This window comes from Pseudomonas sp. 210_17 TE3656 (assembly GCF_054821965.1).
Genome location: NZ_JBTRBC010000001.1, coordinates 538,330 through 552,898 on the forward strand (window position 1 = coordinate 538,330; position 14,569 = coordinate 552,898).

The 14,569-nt window shown below is 58.7% G+C and carries 22 protein-coding genes and 1 tRNA gene; 14 read left to right on the forward strand and 9 right to left on the reverse strand.

The genetic code is table 11. The annotated features are described in order from the left end of the window. Positions 1 to 5: 5 nt before the first annotated feature. Together imuA and lexA are read right to left on the reverse strand one after the other, a co-directional pair. On the reverse strand, positions 6 to 623 hold the full coding sequence (imuA, locus tag ACVI9W_RS02535) for a translesion DNA synthesis-associated protein ImuA (RefSeq protein WP_461529087.1): 618 nt from the start codon (positions 621 to 623) through the stop codon (positions 6 to 8). After that, positions 623 to 1,243 (reverse strand): transcriptional repressor LexA, encoded by a 621-nt coding sequence (lexA, locus tag ACVI9W_RS02540; RefSeq protein ID WP_342625208.1) that lies wholly within the window; start codon positions 1,241 to 1,243, stop codon positions 623 to 625. Before lexA ends, imuA begins: the two co-directional genes overlap by 1 nt. Before the next feature lie 77 nt (positions 1,244 to 1,320). On the opposite strand from lexA, the gene ACVI9W_RS02545 reads away from it, so the two are divergent. Further along, the gene (locus ACVI9W_RS02545; protein ID WP_461529088.1) at positions 1,321 to 1,968 is read left to right on the forward strand and encodes an HAD family hydrolase; all 648 of its coding nucleotides are present in this window, start codon (positions 1,321 to 1,323) and stop codon (positions 1,966 to 1,968) included. A gap of 27 nt (positions 1,969 to 1,995) precedes the next feature. On the opposite strand, the gene ACVI9W_RS02550 is transcribed toward ACVI9W_RS02545, so the two are convergent. After that, positions 1,996 to 2,346, reverse strand: coding sequence for a hypothetical protein (locus ACVI9W_RS02550; RefSeq protein WP_461529089.1), 351 nt, complete (start codon positions 2,344 to 2,346; stop codon positions 1,996 to 1,998). A gap of 160 nt (positions 2,347 to 2,506) precedes the next feature. Between ACVI9W_RS02550 and ACVI9W_RS02555 the strand changes: the two genes are divergently transcribed. From ACVI9W_RS02555 to csrA, 7 genes are all read left to right on the forward strand, one after another. Continuing rightward, on the forward strand, positions 2,507 to 2,809 hold the full coding sequence (locus ACVI9W_RS02555) for a DUF1883 domain-containing protein (RefSeq protein WP_038612501.1): 303 nt from the start codon (positions 2,507 to 2,509) through the stop codon (positions 2,807 to 2,809). Positions 2,810 to 2,812: 3 nt separating this feature from the next. Beyond that, entirely contained in the window at positions 2,813 to 2,983 is a 171-nt protein-coding gene (locus tag ACVI9W_RS02560) for a hypothetical protein (protein WP_422417752.1), read from the forward strand. Between the two features lie 28 nt (positions 2,984 to 3,011). Beyond that, positions 3,012 to 4,085 carry an NAD(P)H-dependent flavin oxidoreductase gene (locus ACVI9W_RS02565; protein WP_461529090.1) on the forward strand — a complete coding sequence of 358 codons (1,074 nt, stop codon included), beginning with the start codon at positions 3,012 to 3,014 and terminating at the stop codon, positions 4,083 to 4,085. An 81-nt stretch (positions 4,086 to 4,166) separates the two neighbouring features. After that, on the forward strand, positions 4,167 to 4,925 hold the full coding sequence (modA, locus tag ACVI9W_RS02570; protein WP_461529091.1) for a molybdate ABC transporter substrate-binding protein: 759 nt from the start codon (positions 4,167 to 4,169) through the stop codon (positions 4,923 to 4,925). Then, positions 4,925 to 5,605 (forward strand): molybdate ABC transporter permease subunit, encoded by a 681-nt coding sequence (gene modB / locus ACVI9W_RS02575; protein WP_038612508.1) that lies wholly within the window; start codon positions 4,925 to 4,927, stop codon positions 5,603 to 5,605. Before modA ends, modB begins: the two co-directional genes overlap by 1 nt. 3 nt (positions 5,606 to 5,608) lie before the next feature. Continuing rightward, on the forward strand, positions 5,609 to 6,697 hold the full coding sequence (modC, locus tag ACVI9W_RS02580; RefSeq protein WP_461529092.1) for a molybdenum ABC transporter ATP-binding protein: 1,089 nt from the start codon (positions 5,609 to 5,611) through the stop codon (positions 6,695 to 6,697). 357 nt (positions 6,698 to 7,054) lie between these two features. Beyond that, the gene (gene csrA, locus ACVI9W_RS02585) at positions 7,055 to 7,252 is read left to right on the forward strand and encodes a carbon storage regulator CsrA (RefSeq protein ID WP_461529093.1); all 198 of its coding nucleotides are present in this window, start codon (positions 7,055 to 7,057) and stop codon (positions 7,250 to 7,252) included. A 73-nt stretch (positions 7,253 to 7,325) separates the two neighbouring features. Here the strand turns inward: csrA and ACVI9W_RS02590 are convergent, their stop codons facing one another. Next, positions 7,326 to 7,697, reverse strand: a complete 372-nt coding sequence (locus ACVI9W_RS02590; protein WP_422417760.1) for a response regulator — start codon at positions 7,695 to 7,697, stop codon at positions 7,326 to 7,328. A 19-nt stretch (positions 7,698 to 7,716) separates the two neighbouring features. Then, entirely contained in the window at positions 7,717 to 8,898 is a 1,182-nt protein-coding gene (locus tag ACVI9W_RS02595) for a two-component system sensor histidine kinase NtrB (protein ID WP_461529094.1), read from the reverse strand. Between the two features lie 249 nt (positions 8,899 to 9,147). On the opposite strand from ACVI9W_RS02595, the gene ACVI9W_RS02600 reads away from it, so the two are divergent. Continuing rightward, positions 9,148 to 9,232 (forward strand) — tRNA-Leu (locus ACVI9W_RS02600). Between the two features lie 119 nt (positions 9,233 to 9,351). After that, on the forward strand, positions 9,352 to 9,765 hold the full coding sequence (locus ACVI9W_RS02605) for a DoxX family protein (protein WP_038612523.1): 414 nt from the start codon (positions 9,352 to 9,354) through the stop codon (positions 9,763 to 9,765). A gap of 15 nt (positions 9,766 to 9,780) precedes the next feature. Here ACVI9W_RS02605 and ACVI9W_RS02610 read toward each other — a convergent pair whose 3' ends face one another. Continuing rightward, on the reverse strand, positions 9,781 to 9,999 hold the full coding sequence (locus ACVI9W_RS02610; RefSeq protein WP_461529095.1) for a hypothetical protein: 219 nt from the start codon (positions 9,997 to 9,999) through the stop codon (positions 9,781 to 9,783). A 55-nt stretch (positions 10,000 to 10,054) separates the two neighbouring features. Between ACVI9W_RS02610 and ACVI9W_RS02615 the strand changes: the two genes are divergently transcribed. Continuing rightward, positions 10,055 to 10,297 carry a hypothetical protein gene (locus ACVI9W_RS02615; protein WP_038612526.1) on the forward strand — a complete coding sequence of 81 codons (243 nt, stop codon included), beginning with the start codon at positions 10,055 to 10,057 and terminating at the stop codon, positions 10,295 to 10,297. 21 nt (positions 10,298 to 10,318) lie between these two features. Here the strand turns inward: ACVI9W_RS02615 and ACVI9W_RS02620 are convergent, their stop codons facing one another. Further along, positions 10,319 to 10,516 (reverse strand): hypothetical protein, encoded by a 198-nt coding sequence (locus tag ACVI9W_RS02620; protein WP_038612527.1) that lies wholly within the window; start codon positions 10,514 to 10,516, stop codon positions 10,319 to 10,321. 301 nt (positions 10,517 to 10,817) lie between these two features. Here ACVI9W_RS02620 and ACVI9W_RS02625 point away from each other — a divergent pair, with 301 nt between their 5' ends. Beyond that, positions 10,818 to 11,057, forward strand: a complete 240-nt coding sequence (locus ACVI9W_RS02625) for a hypothetical protein (protein ID WP_461529096.1) — start codon at positions 10,818 to 10,820, stop codon at positions 11,055 to 11,057. A gap of 190 nt (positions 11,058 to 11,247) precedes the next feature. Beyond that, complete coding sequence (locus ACVI9W_RS02630) at positions 11,248 to 11,607, forward strand: hypothetical protein (protein WP_461529097.1); 360 nt, start codon at positions 11,248 to 11,250, stop codon at positions 11,605 to 11,607. Between the two features lie 240 nt (positions 11,608 to 11,847). Here ACVI9W_RS02630 and ACVI9W_RS02635 read toward each other — a convergent pair whose 3' ends face one another. Both ACVI9W_RS02635 and ACVI9W_RS02640 read right to left on the reverse strand, forming a co-directional pair. Continuing rightward, positions 11,848 to 12,300 (reverse strand): acyl-CoA thioesterase, encoded by a 453-nt coding sequence (locus ACVI9W_RS02635; protein WP_461529098.1) that lies wholly within the window; start codon positions 12,298 to 12,300, stop codon positions 11,848 to 11,850. Positions 12,301 to 12,495: 195 nt separating this feature from the next. Further along, complete coding sequence (locus ACVI9W_RS02640; protein ID WP_051939439.1) at positions 12,496 to 12,696, reverse strand: hypothetical protein; 201 nt, start codon at positions 12,694 to 12,696, stop codon at positions 12,496 to 12,498. A gap of 1,149 nt (positions 12,697 to 13,845) precedes the next feature. Between ACVI9W_RS02640 and ACVI9W_RS02645 the strand changes: the two genes are divergently transcribed. Then, on the forward strand, positions 13,846 to 14,151 hold the full coding sequence (locus tag ACVI9W_RS02645; protein WP_461529099.1) for an LIM domain-containing protein: 306 nt from the start codon (positions 13,846 to 13,848) through the stop codon (positions 14,149 to 14,151). The last annotated feature ends 418 nt before the right edge of the window (positions 14,152 to 14,569 follow it).

A 14,569-nucleotide genomic window follows, 5' to 3' on the forward strand; every position in this document is an offset into this window, starting at 1 on the left:
ATCCATCAGCCTCGCCCGGGGCAGGCAATGGGCAGCGCCGGGGCCAGCCCGCCCCGGCATTTGAGTACCCGCCACTGGGCCGGGCGGGCATCAATGGCAATGCGCAACGCCGCCGGTGACGGGTTCAACGCCGCCTGCAGAGGACGCAAGGCAAAGGCCAGGGTCTGGCCACTTTCGGCAGCTACCTGCAAACGGCGCAAGGCGCGGTCGTCGGCCTTGTGCGGCCAGCACAGCACAGCGCCACAACTACCTGAACGCAGGCATTGCTCTGCGGCCCAGAGCGCATCGGCCGGTGCCGTCTCGACCAGGGTCAGCCACTGCAGGTCGACCCCCGCCGCCTGCCAGGCCGGTGCATAGGGAATAAACGGCGGAGCAATCAGCACCACCCGCTCAGCGCTGGCGGTCAGGCGGGCCAGGCTGGGCCAGAGCAATTGCAGCTCGCCGCAGCCCTCGACGCTGAGCAACACCTCGGTGAGCGCGCCGGGCGGCCAGCCACCGCCCGGCAATGCCGTATCCAGCGCGGCATGACCGGTGGGCTGCAGGCCCTGGGGCTGTGCCTGGGGGCGGCCCTTCCAGACCCGTTGCTGGTCGAGCAGGCCGTCGAGGCTGAGCACCGCGCCCATCAGCCGCGCCTCACCAGGCCGCAGAACACGCCCTCGATGACAAAGTCCTGACCGGGACCGACCTCAATCGGTGCATAGGCCGGGTTGCGTGGCAGCAGACGGTACTGCTGGGCACTGACCCGCTCGAAACGCTTGATGGTCACCTCGCCATCGAGGCGGGCGACGATGATCTGCCCGTCACGGGCTTCTGCCTGCTGCTTGATGCCGACCAGGTCGCCGTCGAGGATGCCGTCATCGAGCATCGAGTCGCCACGCACCTTGAGCAGGTAGTCCGGCGAACGGCTGAACAGCTGGGCGTCGAGCATGAGCTGCTCGTGGATATCAACGTCCGGGCCGATGGGCCGCCCTGCGGCCACCTGGCCCAGCACCGGAATTTCCAGGACCTCGGGCCGACGCAGAGCCCCGGCCAGGCGAATGCCCCGGGCCTGGTTGCGGGTAACCTCGATGAAGCCGGCCTCGGCCAGGGCCTGGATATGCTTGCGCGCCACGCTGCGCGAGGCAAAGCCGAAGGCTGTGGCGATGTCGGCCAGGCTCGGCGGCTGGCCATGATCGGCAATCCGCTCACGGATGAAAGTGAGGATGGCGCTGCGTTTGGGCGATAATCTGTTCATGGAGTACATTTGTACTCTTTTTGACGCACACTGACCAGCCCCTGTGATCCGGTTATGATGAGCGGCCATTGCAACGGATGCCCGGAATGCTTGAAGCCTTGCTGTTCGATCTCGACGGTACCCTGACCGATACCGACAAACTCCACCTGCTGGCCATGCAACAGCTCTTGCTGGAAGAAGGCCAGGTGTTGACCGAGGCAGAGTTCGATGCTCACGTCAGCGGTCGGGCCAACGCTGATCTGTGCCGCTACCTGTTCCCCGAGCGGTCACTGGCCGAGCACCAGGTTTTTGCTGATCGCAAGGAGGCGCGCTTTCGCGCACTGTCACCGACGCTGCAGCCCACCGCCGGGCTGGTCCGCTTGCTCGAGCATGCCGAACAGACAGGCATCGGCATGGCCGTGGTGACCAATGCGCCACGGGCCAACGCCGTGCATATGCTCAATGCCATGGGCCTGGGCGAGCGTTTCAAGCATGTGCTGGTGGCTGAAGAGCTGCCGCGGGCGAAACCGGATCCACTGCCCTACCTCACCGGCCTTGAATACCTGCAGGCGCGGGCCAGTCATGCCCTGGCGTTCGAGGACTCGGTGCCCGGGGTGACGGCAGCCAGCCGCGCCGGGATCTTTACCGTTGGTCTGTCCACCAGTCAGGCGCCCGAGGCCCTGCTCGCGGCCGGAGCGCAGCTGGTAGTGGCGGATTTCGAGGATCCGCGGTTGTGGGCGCTGATTGCAGGGTAATAGATGTTGTGACCTGCCGGCGATTACTCACCCGGAAATGCAGTGAGTCGCCGCAGTCTTCACGTCACCCAGGCGCAGGGGAAAGTTGTTCAGGCGCTCGTACAGCTTGATGCTGCTGCCACTGCCGCGCTCGTTGATGTCCACCAGCGCAGCTGGCCCGGCACCGATTTTTTGCGGCACGACCAGGCGCAGGCCGTCATGATGTGGCTCAACCTCAAGGGGGCCACGGGTTTCAGCCAGTTGCTGCTGTACGCAGGTAGCGTACTCCTGGGGCTTCTTGCCGGAAATCACGTTCAAGGTTTCCGGCGAGCTTTCAAGCTCCGACACGCTGACGCAACCACCCAGCGTAACTGCCAACGCTGCTACAACCCACTTCATCAAGCTACACCTCCACCACGGAAAAAGACTCTGACCGCGCCCAGACCATTTTGCTCCCTTGATTGGCAGATTTATCGTGGGTCGGGCACGAAGGGCGACAGTGTAACCGTTGATCATGGTATCGTTTTGATTTGCCCAAAGATCCATTGCGGAGAGCAACATGAAATTCGTACACCAGCGCGAACACCTCAACGAAGACGACATCGTCGTCATCGAGTGTTCCCAGCGCTGCAACATCCGCCTGATGAACGACGCCAACTTCCGCAGCTTCAAGAATGGCGGGCGCCACACCTATCACGGCGGCGCTTTCGTCGACTTCCCGGCGAAGATCACTGTGCCCAGCACCGGCTTCTGGAACATCACCATCGATACCGTTGGTCCGCGCGCGTTGTCGGCAGTAACCAAGCCGACCTTCACCCACAAGATCAAATTCATCCGCCGTTCGTCGTCGAAGCTGAGATAAGCCATGAGCCAGACCACCAAGTACGTCATCAAGTACAAGATCGATGGTGAGCGTCGTTTCGACTTCGCCCAGATGAGCAGCGACGCCCCGCAGGAAGTGCAAGCCGCCCTGGAAAAACTCCACGGCGAAGACGCGAAAAAGATCACCGACATCAAGGTCAGCAAAGCCCTGTAACGGACACAGCGCAGAAGGAACCCCAGGCATGAGCCCATGGCCGGACACCCGTCTTCTCGATCTGCTCGGCATCGAAGTGCCGATCCTTCAGGCGCCCATGGCCGGCTCCACCGGCTCGGCCATGGCCATTGCCGTGAGCAATGCCGGCGGCCTGGGCTCGCTTCCTTGTGCAACCTTGAGCCTGGAGCAGATCCGCGCCGAGCTGCAGGCGTTCAAGCAAGCCAGCAACGGCCCGCTCAACGTCAACTTCTTCTGCCACCAGCCACCGCAGCCGGACCCGGCCCGCGACGCGGCCTGGAAGCTGGCGCTCAAGCCCTACTACGAAGAGCTGGGCGCCGACTTTGATGCGCCGACACCTGTGTCCAACCGCGCACCGTTCGACGATGCCAGCTGCCAGCTGATCGAAGCCTTCAAGCCGGCAGTGGTCAGCTTTCACTTCGGCCTGCCAGAGGCAAGCTTGCTGGCACGGGTCAAGGCCACGGGTGCGAAGGTGCTGTCCAGCGCCACCACCGTAGACGAGGCGATCTGGCTGGAGCAGCACGGCTGCGACGCGATCATCGCCATGGGCTATGAAGCCGGCGGGCACCGCGGGATGTTCCTCAGTAGCGACCTCAATTCCCAGGTTGGCACCCTGGCGCTGGTGCCGCAAATCGTCGATGCAGTGCAGGTTCCGGTGATTGCCGCTGGCGGCATCGGCGACCATCGCGGCATTGTGGCCGCCCTGGCTCTCGGCGCGTCGGCGGTACAGCTGGGTACCGCGTACCTGTTCTGCCCGGAAGCCAAGGTCTCGGCGGCCCACCGCCAGGCCCTGCACAACGCCAAAGAAAGCGACACGGCCCTGACCAACCTGTTTACCGGGCGCCCGGCCCGCGGCATCAGCACGCGAATCATGCGTGAACTGGGGCCCATCAGTGCGCTGGCGCCGCACTTCCCGCTGGCCGGCGGTGCGCTGATGCCGTTGCGGGCAATCAGCGAACCACAGGGTAACAGCGATTTCAGCAACCTCTGGTCAGGCCAGGCGCTGCGCCTGGGGCAAGCCCTGCCGGCCGCCGAACTGACCCGCAAACTGGCTGAAAACGCCCTCACCCAGCTCAAGCGCTAAAGCAGCGCTTTCCGTTTGTCGGGCAATCGCTATATATTCACGTATATAACGACTACCCCTCAGCCCATGGAGCTGTGTTTCATGAGTAAGTGCGCACCGCGTTTCGCCCTGGCCGCCCTGGCCACCTTCATGACCTTCAACAGTGCCTGGGCCGATGAGGTCCAGGTGGCTGTCGCCGCCAACTTCACCGCGCCGATCCAGGCCATTGCCAAGGACTTCGAGAAAGACACCGGTCACAAGCTGGTCGCCGCCTACGGCGCCACCGGGCAGTTCTACGCGCAGATCAAGAACGGCGCGCCGTTCGAAGTGTTCCTCGCCGCTGACGACAGCACCCCGGCCAAACTGGAAAGCGAAGGCGACAGCGTCAAAGGTTCGCGCTTCACTTATGCCATCGGCACCCTGGCTTTGTGGTCGGCCAAACCTGGTTATGTCGACGCCAAGGGTGAAGTGCTGAAAAAAAATGAGTTCAAGCACCTGTCCATCGCCAACCCGAAAGCTGCGCCTTACGGCCTGGCTGCCACCCAGGTGCTGGACAAGCTCAAGCTGACCGAGGCCACCAAGGCCAAGCTCGTCGAAGGCCAGAACATCACCCAGGCCTTCCAGTTCGTGTCCACCGGCAATGCCGAGCTGGGCTTTGTCGCCCTCTCGCAAATCTACAAGGACGGCAAAGTCACCGAAGGTTCGGCCTGGATTGTCCCGGCCAGCCTGCATGAGCCGATCAGGCAAGATGCGCTGATCCTCAACAAGGGCAAAGACAACCCGGCGGCCAAGGCCCTGGTGGACTACCTCAAAGGCCCGAAAGCCGCTGCATTGATCAAGTCCTACGGTTACGAAATCTGATGCCACTGGATGCCAGCGACCTGGGTGCCATCTGGCTGACCTTCAAACTGGCCAGCCTGACCACGTTGATCCTGTTGCTGGTCGGCACGCCCATCGCCTGGTGGCTGGCGCGCACGCGCTCGTGGCTGCGCGGGCCGGTGGGCGCGGTGGTGGCCTTGCCGCTGGTGTTGCCGCCGACAGTCATTGGTTTTTACCTGCTGCTGGCGCTGGGGCCGAACGGCTGGATCGGCCAGACCACCGAGGCGCTGGGGCTGGGTACCGTGGTATTCAGCTTCAGCGGCCTGGTGATCGGCTCGGTGATCTACTCCATGCCCTTTGTCGTACAACCGCTGCAGAACGCCTTCAGCGCTATCGGCGAGCGCCCGCTGGAAGTCGCCGCCACTTTGCGCGCCAGCCCCTGGGACACGTTTGTCCATGTGGTGCTGCCGCTGGCCCGGCCCGGCTTCATCACCGCCAGCATCCTCGGCTTTGCCCATACGGTGGGTGAATTCGGCGTGGTACTGATGATCGGTGGCAACATTCCCGACAAGACTCGCGTGGTCTCGGTACAGATCTTCGACCATGTCGAAGCCATGGAATACCTGCAAGCACACTGGCTGGCCGGCGCCATGCTGGTGTTCTCGTTCCTCGTGCTGCTGGCGCTGTACTCCAGCCGCCAGGGCAAATCGGCCTGGAGCTGAAGCATGCACAAGATGATTCATGCCCGGCTCAAAGTCGCCCGTGACGATTTCGACCTGGACGTCGACCTGCAATTGCCCGGTCGCGGCATCAGCGCCCTGTTCGGCCACTCAGGCTCAGGCAAAACCACCTGCCTGCGCTGCCTTGCCGGCCTGGAACGAGCATCCGAGGCCTATATCGAAGTCAACGGGCAGATCTGGCAAGACTCGCGCCGCGACCACTTCATCGCCCCGCACCTGCGCCCGGTCGGCTACGTGTTCCAGGAGCCCAGCCTGTTCCCGCACCTGACTGTCCACGGCAACCTGACCTTCGGCTGGCGCCGTGTTCCAGCCCAGGCGCGCAAGGTCAGCCTTGAACAAGCCTGTGCGCTGCTGGGCATCGAGCACTTGCTCGAGCGCAAGCCCGCCACCCTGTCCGGCGGTGAGGCGCAACGCGTGGGCATCGCCCGGGCCTTGCTCAGCAGCCCGCAATTGCTGCTGATGGACGAGCCCCTGGCGGCCCTCGACGGCCCACGCAAGCGCGAGATCCTGCCATACCTGGAGCGTCTGCACGATGAGCTGGAGATCCCGCTTATCTATGTCAGCCATGCCCAGGATGAAGTGGCCCGGCTGGCTGACCACCTGGTGCTGCTGGAGCAGGGCAAGGTCCAGGCCAGCGGCCCGATTGCCGCCACCCTCGCCCGCCTCGACTTGCCACTGGCCCAGGGTGACGATGCCGGGGTGATCATCGAAGGCCAGGTCAGCAGTTACGACACCCGCTACCAGTTACTCGGCCTGCAACTGCCGGGCAGCAGCCTGGCGCTGCGCCTGGCCCACGAACCACTGGCACTGGGCACCTCATTGCGACTCAAAGTGCAGGCCCGGGATGTCAGCCTGAGCCTGGTCGAAGATGCCCACTCAAGCATCCTCAACCGCTTGCCGGTACGGGTCAGGGGTCATCAGCCGGCGGATAACAGTGCCCATGTCCTGGTCAGCCTCGATGCTGCCGGCAGCGTGCTGCTGGCCCGGATCACCCGCTACTCGGCCGACCAGTTGGGCCTGCACAGCGGTCAGCAGTTGATCGCGCAGATCAAGTCGGTGGCACTGCTGGGCTGATCGTGCATGAACGCAAGGGGCCGGACGCAGGGAAAAGGTGCCTGGTGTTGATCCTGTAACGTCGTTAGCCCCTTGAAAGTCGATACAAAAGACCTCAGTTCTCATATCATGCAGAGAAATTTCCCATATTCGCTCAAGCCCCCTATGCTTGCCGGTGTGAGCAGCGTTCGCTGCCGTGGAACGCTCAATCGCCCCTACCGGCACCTGCGACTAAAGACTCACTACAGATTCTGTGTTCGGCGGAATTAATATTTCCCGAAAGCGTCTTTAATGAAGGAAAAGAGGAACGCGTTCCGCGTGTTCCCGGCTTGTGCGGGCGCGGCCTGCAAAGCAACTTACGTTACCAAGGAGATATACATGCTGATACTCACCCGCAAGGTTGGCGAAAGCATCGTCATCAACGATGACATCAAAGTCACCATTCTGGGCGTCAAAGGTATGCAAGTGAGGATCGGCATCGATGCACCGAAAGATGTTCAGGTGCACCGCGAAGAGATTTTCAAGCGCATTCAGGCCGGCAGCCCGGCACCGGAAAAAGGAGACCATCACGAGTAACGCTCCCTGATTCAAGCCGCACGGATGCGCTTGACCCCGATCGCGTCAGCCCTGGTGGCGGGCCGCAATGGCCTCATGACGACGTGGGTGGGCGGAGCAATTGGTTAACCTTGGCAATCAACTTGGGTATATCGAAGGGTTTGTCGAACACCGCTGCGAACAACTCCGGACAGTCCCATCCCTCGTGCGCCTGGGCGCCGCTGATTAAAATTATCGGCAGCGGCTGCAACTGCGGATTTTCGCGGATTTTAATCGCCAGGTCCTTGCCATTTAGCCTGGGCATCATGTAGTCGGTGATCACCAGCTCCACCCGCGTACGCGCCAATGCCTCCAGCGCCATTTCGCCGTTGCCGACCTTCAAGACCTTAAAACCCTCATCTTCCAGAAGAAAGCCGAGAATATCGGCAATCAGGTACTCGTCGTCGACGACCAGAATCGTGCTCATGACTGCCCAGCCTGCAGGCTCACGTGCCCGCCGTTGGCACCGGCGTGCCGGAAAGCACCGCGGTGGCCTGAGTGAACGCCGGCAGGTACAAGGTCATGCATGTGCCTTCGCCAAGCACGCTGGCGACGCTTACTGCGCCATTGCTCTGTTTGGTAAAACCATAGACCTGACTCAACCCCAATCCGGTTCCCTTGCCAAACGCTTTGGTGGTGAAAAAAGGTTCGAAGATCCGCGGCAACACGCTGGGCGCGATACCCCGGCCATCGTCGCTAACATCCAGTCGCACGAAGGCGCCGCACAAGTCATCGACCTCGCCGTCAAGCTGGCAGTTGCAGCCGGTCAGGCGAATCACTCCCTCGTTGCCCACGGCATCGCGGGCATTGAGGATCAAGTTGAGCAGAACCATCTGCAATTGCCCGCCATCGACTGCGATATCCTGCAACCCCTCCTGCAGTTCTACCTGCAACTCGACACCTTTAGGCAGTGCATGTGCCACCAGCAAGCGAATCGACTCGATCAATGTCGACGCTTGCACTCGCCCCTGCTTCAACGCCTTGTGCCGGGCAAAGCTGAGCAACTGCTGGGTCATTTGCGTGCCGCGCTCACCGGCATCGAGAATGTGCTCAAGCAAGCGCTGGCTGCGTTGCGGGTCTTTGCTGTTGAGGGCCAGCTTCGCCGAGCCGATGATGATGGTCAGCAAGTTATTGAAATCATGGGCCATGCCACCGGTCAACTGGCCGAGAGCTTCGAGCTTCTGCGCCTGAAACAGCTGCGCGCGCATCGCATCAAGCTGCAGGGCGGCCTCACGGCGATCGGTGATGTCACGGGTGATCTTCGCCAGACCGATAATTTCGCCATCCGCTGAACGGATCACATCCAGCGCTGCCAGCGCCCAGAAGCGCGTGCCGTCCTTGCGCACACGCCAGCCTTCGTCCTGTGCGACCCCGGTGCGCAAAGCGCGTTCGAGCAGCAACGCCGGCCTGCCTTCGGCGCGATCCTGTTCGGTAAAAAACAGCGAGAAGTGCTTGCCGATGACTTCGTCGGCAGTCCAGCCCTTGATCCGCTGGGCACCGGCGTTCCAGGAAATCACATGACCACTCGGATCGAGCATGTAGATGGCATAGTCCACCACCGCCTGCACCAGTTGCTCGTAACGGTTGGCGTGCATGGCGTGCAAATCCGAGCGATCAGAAGAACTCATAACAGCTCCACGCAAACAGCAGTCGTAATCAAGCATAGACAGCCAGCACTGCGCACAATTCCAGGCGTTTGGCATTCCTGTTGAAAAGGCGCGCTACGCGCGTCGAAGAAGGCCGGTCCAGACCCTTCCTCGGCGGTTGACTCAAATATAACGATGAGTTATAAAGCTCGCTTGATTGCGGAGGAAACGCGTTTTCCCCAGGGCTTCGATCCAATAGCGCGCCCGGTCGCCAGACCCTTTCAAACCTGTGCGAGTGTGGTGGAATTGGTATACACAGCAGACTTAAAATCTGCCGGCGTGAGCCTTGCGGGTTCGAGTCCCGCCACTCGCACCATCTTCTGCAAAAGGCGCCTTAATAGGCGCCTTTTTGCTGCCCGCGATTCGCCCCGCCCCAGCGCAAAGGCACCAAGCAGCTGCTAAGGTAAAATGGCCCGATAACAAAGGAAGGTGGCCATGCGTTATACCTTGTTCGACAACCAGCGTGATGTAATCATTTTGCTCGCCCGTATCCTGCTGATGATCCTGTTCATCATGTCTGGCTGGAGCAAACTGACCGGCTTCGACGGTACCGTCGGCTACCTGACCTCACTCGGCGCGCCCATGCCCACTGTCGCGGCCGCCGTTGCGGTGATCATGGAGTTCTTTGTCGCCATCTTGCTGATCGTGGGCTTCTACACCCGTCCGTTGGCGTTTCTGTTCGCCTTGTTCGTGATCGGCACGGCAGTGATCGGTCATCCGTTCTGGACCATGGTCGACCCGGAACGCGCGGCCAACAGCACACAGTACTTCAAGAACCTAAGCATTTGTGGCGGCTTGCTACTGCTGTCGGTGACAGGTGCCGGTAGATTCTCGGTGGATGGGCGATAACGCGGCGACCTGCAGCTACAGGTCATCAAGCGGATCGACACCCTCGTCCCAGTCGATTTCATCCAGGGCGTCGGCTTGTTCGTCGTCGTCCTGCGGATCGAACAAGGGGTCGACTTCGTCCTGCTGTGCAGGTTCGCCGTCGTAGAACTCATGATCGAGCAAGTGATCGTGTTCAGGTTCGTGAATATCCGGCTCGTCGTGCATCATCAGTTCCTGCAGCAGCGCTTTTGGCAATAAGGGACGCCTGTATAAGCCAGGGGCTGCAAATCGTCAACGTCAGGGAGCGCCAATGAAATACCTGCTGATTTTCATCCTCAGCCACCTCGCGACATACTGTGCCATTGGCGCGGTTATTGACGCACGCCTTCAGGGCCTGGCCGAAGACCTGCGCCATTACCCCCATGCCCCCATCCAGGCCCAGTACTTTGAAGACGTGCGCCTGCATGCGCAGCATTCGAAGATCGAATACTGCGCGCTGCTCGGCACCCTGCTGGCCGCGCTTCTATCGCTGCTGACATGGGGGCTGAGCTGATCAGCAGGGACACCAGAAAAGCTAACCTGGCTGGCGAAGCAAGGCAGCGTTGGCCTGACGCACCATATCCAGCCATTCGCTAGCACTGACCGAGCCCGCCCGCTCCAGTTGCTCTGCAGCCATCAATGCCTGGTCATAGGTTGCTTCCTGCAGCACACCCTCGCCAAGGAAACGGGTACGCCATTGCACAATAGCTACGGCCCCTTTCTTGTCTTCCATCCCCATCCCCAACTAGCACCGGTTACGGGCAGCAAATCGGCTTGCCGCCCAAGCGGCGGCGAGATTACACGACAGCCGCAACCTTGAGAATGGGTTGTATTATCATCTCTGCCATTTGACGGACAGACGGTCAGTTGCCCTACACAACCCAGGTGCAACACAGAGACAGCAATATTCCGAAGACCCGACTGCAGTAGTAGCGAGGTAATCTACATACCTCTGGTCGCCTACCTTACAGCTTTGTTGCAGCTCCCCGAATGGATGACTAATAGTTAGTTGTCTGCCTGGGGAGGCACAAAAAATGCAACCAAGATTCGTTATCGTTCCGGCGGTGCCAATAGAGCAGCAATCCTTCCGCGCTGGCACCCGCTTCTACGCTACAACCGTGTCGGGCGGCTTCGACATCTACGACAACCAGGAAAAAATGCGGCTCAAGCCAAGCTATCAGGGCAAGGAAGAAGCAATGGCGCATTGCGCCCGAATGAACACCGAAGACAGCTCAAGCCCAGTGAACTGTCCCGCTTATTTGATGCAGTCCTAGCCAAGCGGTGCCCAGCGTCACGAAGCCACGAGTGCGGGCATCGTGGCGCTGGGTTGTTTGCGCCACTGACCCTGACGCTTCGGGGCGCTCAAGCTACGCTTAGCCTTGTGTCAGGCGAATGCCTTATACAGACACGGGGCATTGCCTTGACCATCATGGCAGGTAACGTTGCCTGCCATTGGGAGGCAGCATGAAACCGTTAAATGTTGTTGTCTTGAGCGCTAGCCTGTGTCTTTTTGAGGTAAGCGCTGCAATCGCTGATGAAGTGATTTCTCAGGAAGGTGACACAACGGTTGGATCTGGATTTGGTGCGGGCACAGGGCTGCTGGCTGGCGGCGCGGTAGGCGGCCCGATAGGAGCATTGGTAGGAGCAGGTGTAGGTTTTTTTGTCGGATCCGGAGTGCAGTCTGCAACCGGGCAAGAAGGACGAACTTACAAGGTGCGAAGCAGCACCGGTGAAGTAAAAACTGTTCGTTCTCCTCGCGAAGAGTTCGCCATCGGCCAACAGGTCGAAGTGAGTGGTATCAGGCTGCGGGCAGCTACTCAGTAATTTTTTCGTTTCAGCACCAGGAAAGAGCCCGCTTCGGCGGGCTTTTTACTGCACTGTGATCTTCTCGCCACTCTATCGGACTGATGATTAGCGGGTTTCTTTCTTCTGCAATCCAGCCACCGAAGCAATTCAGTCGCTCAGGCCTTTTGTGTTGCATCTGCTATTGCCTGCAACAGCCTGGGCAAAATTCCAAAAGCTGATTTTCGGGCTCGAGCAAATCGATTCAACACTGTCAGCTTTTCAGGATTTCCTTCCTGCCATAAGCGCTCCGCTTCCACTCCACTCATCAGGGACAAGTAACGCCCTCAGTGCCTCAGGAACTTCAATGATCTTTTTGGTAACCGGTGAGACGCAAACGTGTGTCAGGCTAGCGGTAAATGCTTTGACATCTGCCGATACATTACCCTCGACCAGGAATGTGAACGAGTGAAGCGAAACACTGGAAACACTTACCGTCATGGAAAGCTCGTCATCCCAAGTAACAGGATGAAGGAACTCTAGCGAAAATGCCCTTGCCGGAGGCAGCAGATCAAAGCCTAACAGGGTTCTTAATCCAGGACCGGACAGCCAAACTGAAAGTGCATCATGAATGGCTTCAATAACGAAGTACGAAAATCTGGGTGTGTAGACAATCCCTTCCGGGTCACAGTCACCGAACAATACCTTTCTTTTGACAATCACTGCGCTCGACACAAGATCAATCCTTAATATTGAATGACCGTGTTCTAACAACCACCTCACCATGTCTGGTTGCCGAGGATTGGCCCAGAAGGCTCGAAGCTTCTCATCACGCCGCCGCGCAACGAAATCACGGTATCACCGTCTGTGGCGCGGAAGCTTGAGCATTTCCGAGAACGTGAGGCGCTTCGAATTTGCCAGGAAAGCTGATTACTTAAGCTGCAACCGAAGATTGTTCAAATGCTCAAGCGCAGCCTCCTTCTCCTCCATACCGACCGGGCCCTCGCTGCCCATGATTGAGGAATAGGCATCCTCGTAGACCTTCGCAACAATCTGGGCGCTCTCGGACCGCTTCAGGAAAGCCATTAGAAGGTGTTCTACTGCATCGACTTGCGCTTGATTCAAGCTCACCACGACCTCCTAGACCCGGCCCTATGCCGGTCCCCCGTAATACCCCATCCCAAAGCAAATTTCCACCATGCGACAATGCTGGGGAGAGTGAATTGCTTATGGATAGGCTGGAGCGTCGCTACGCCACAAACGCGAAGAGCGTGCATCAACTGCATACCCTGCCTCTGCGTCCATCAAAAAAATCGCGCCATTCAGATAAGCCTGCGCATCGGCCGGTGGTGCGACGGGCATGCCGACGCGTCGCTTGGTATTGGCAACTAACCAGTTATTGAGCAGCCTGTCGCGCGGTGGCGGCAAGGACCGCAACGACCAGTTACCCTGGAGGCCAGGAAGATCACCAAGCCGAGCGGCAAGGCTGGCAGCCCCCTAGAGCTGACTCTGGCTGGGTGGATTGCCAGCCAGAAGAAGAGCAGCTTAATTTTTAGCTATCTCACCCGCGGCTGTTTGTGGGCCTCCAATTGCCGCGCAGCTCTAGCGAACCATACCCCAACGCCTATCACCATCAGGCAAATGATCACAATGTCCCATGCCTTGTGCTCGACAGCTGAGTAGATCGCAAAAAACTGCAGGGCTGCAGCCCACCACAAAAACGGCGTGATTTTTGAGTAGCGCATAAATCACCTCACCACCCCCAGCCATATGAATTTTAGCCGAGCCTGGGCGAAACATCCTGTACCCACATAAACCAACGCCGGTGCTCGCGGTCGAGCCACCGCCCGCCTTCCCGAACGTAGACTGGGAATTCCAGCCCCCACTCACATCTGGTCGACAGCCCGCGAGAGGAAATAGCAGAACCTTACTATTAGCACAGTGCATCTCTTATAAAAAATAGAAGCTCATAAAGAGTATCGTCACCCTTAAATTTATCGCGAAATACAGGATATTTCGCTCGGCGCACCACCCCATTAAAGTGCAAAGTTAAACTTCTCCACCTCATCGAATAAGAAATAAATTGTAACAAAGACCTCTTGAAATATTCTAAACAGCAAGAAACCAACATTTACTGACCAAGAATGAGAAACTTTGCCTTTTATAGCTGGATGGAAACCCAGTTCATTAAAGCCCCACCCAATGGTAACGTATGTTTTCGCATTGCTCAGCACAAGAAACAACATGAGCAAACTTGTTGGTTGAATAAAGGATTAACGAATGACTATCGAGCGAGAGATTTTCTCGGCCCTTATCGCGCAGAACGCATTTCAAGGTGAAAAGCCGAGCGTACAAAGCTACGCCCAGCTAGCCGTCGACAAGGGATTTAGAGCGCTTTCGTCAAGGCAACAGGCAGTGGTAAGCCCCTTCCTGCAAAAAAAATGCGAGGGCATGAAAAAACCAAATGAAAAACATAACAACTGCCAAAATATTATAGGCGGTCGTGAATTGGTTACAGCTCTTGAGAAATCCGAGCATTACAAAGGATGGCGCTGTGAGAGCTGCCGAAGTGCATCTGAAAAATAATAAATGGATCCAAAGAGAGCAATAACCTAAAAACCTATAAAAACAACCAGAAAAATTACTATTGCTCTCACTACTCCTGAACGTTATTGCAGCAGGCCACCACAGGCCTGCTCGCAGGTTTTTCTTTTTTTAGACCCTGATCAATAGCCCCATCAAATCGCCGCTGACGCGTCACGCACTTGAGCACTTCGGAAAAATTTCGCACGACGCAGCCAAATCCTTCTGCGTGTCTAATTGTTTTAAGGAGAAAATGGTGCCCATATATCAAATAGCGCTGCTGGTTGTTTTCGGTATCGCCACACTCTGGTGGGGCCACCGATTGGATAAGAAGAACCGTCAAAAAGAGTTGGCCGCAAAAAGACAAAGCAAAACCCGAGCCTCCTAGGGTCGCTGGCAGACATCCCTGATATACGTCTGC

What these genes read in the sequence shown, in the direction of transcription:
- modC (WP_461529092.1), top strand. Translation starts at nt 5,609, where the DNA reads ATGCACAAGATGATTCATGCCCGGCTCAAAGTCGCCCGTGACGATTTC.
- ACVI9W_RS02630 (WP_461529097.1), top strand. Translation starts at nt 11,248, where the DNA reads ATGAAACCGTTAAATGTTGTTGTCTTGAGCGCTAGCCTGTGTCTTTTT.
- ACVI9W_RS02545 (WP_461529088.1), top strand. Translation starts at nt 1,321, where the DNA reads ATGCTTGAAGCCTTGCTGTTCGATCTCGACGGTACCCTGACCGATACC.
- ACVI9W_RS02550 (WP_461529089.1), bottom strand. Translation starts at nt 2,346, where the DNA reads ATGAAGTGGGTTGTAGCAGCGTTGGCAGTTACGCTGGGTGGTTGCGTC.
- lexA (WP_342625208.1), bottom strand. Translation starts at nt 1,243, where the DNA reads ATGTACTCCATGAACAGATTATCGCCCAAACGCAGCGCCATCCTCACT.
- ACVI9W_RS02560 (WP_422417752.1), top strand. Translation starts at nt 2,813, where the DNA reads ATGAGCCAGACCACCAAGTACGTCATCAAGTACAAGATCGATGGTGAG.
- imuA (WP_461529087.1), bottom strand. Translation starts at nt 623, where the DNA reads ATGGGCGCGGTGCTCAGCCTCGACGGCCTGCTCGACCAGCAACGGGTC.
- ACVI9W_RS02555 (WP_038612501.1), top strand. Translation starts at nt 2,507, where the DNA reads ATGAAATTCGTACACCAGCGCGAACACCTCAACGAAGACGACATCGTC.
- ACVI9W_RS02565 (WP_461529090.1), top strand. Translation starts at nt 3,012, where the DNA reads ATGAGCCCATGGCCGGACACCCGTCTTCTCGATCTGCTCGGCATCGAA.
- modA (WP_461529091.1), top strand. Translation starts at nt 4,167, where the DNA reads ATGAGTAAGTGCGCACCGCGTTTCGCCCTGGCCGCCCTGGCCACCTTC.
- csrA (WP_461529093.1), top strand. Translation starts at nt 7,055, where the DNA reads ATGCTGATACTCACCCGCAAGGTTGGCGAAAGCATCGTCATCAACGAT.
- ACVI9W_RS02595 (WP_461529094.1), bottom strand. Translation starts at nt 8,898, where the DNA reads ATGAGTTCTTCTGATCGCTCGGATTTGCACGCCATGCACGCCAACCGT.
- ACVI9W_RS02605 (WP_038612523.1), top strand. Translation starts at nt 9,352, where the DNA reads ATGCGTTATACCTTGTTCGACAACCAGCGTGATGTAATCATTTTGCTC.
- ACVI9W_RS02625 (WP_461529096.1), top strand. Translation starts at nt 10,818, where the DNA reads ATGCAACCAAGATTCGTTATCGTTCCGGCGGTGCCAATAGAGCAGCAA.
- ACVI9W_RS02645 (WP_461529099.1), top strand. Translation starts at nt 13,846, where the DNA reads ATGACTATCGAGCGAGAGATTTTCTCGGCCCTTATCGCGCAGAACGCA.
- ACVI9W_RS02615 (WP_038612526.1), top strand. Translation starts at nt 10,055, where the DNA reads ATGAAATACCTGCTGATTTTCATCCTCAGCCACCTCGCGACATACTGT.
- ACVI9W_RS02590 (WP_422417760.1), bottom strand. Translation starts at nt 7,697, where the DNA reads ATGAGCACGATTCTGGTCGTCGACGACGAGTACCTGATTGCCGATATT.
- ACVI9W_RS02620 (WP_038612527.1), bottom strand. Translation starts at nt 10,516, where the DNA reads ATGGAAGACAAGAAAGGGGCCGTAGCTATTGTGCAATGGCGTACCCGT.
- modB (WP_038612508.1), top strand. Translation starts at nt 4,925, where the DNA reads ATGCCACTGGATGCCAGCGACCTGGGTGCCATCTGGCTGACCTTCAAA.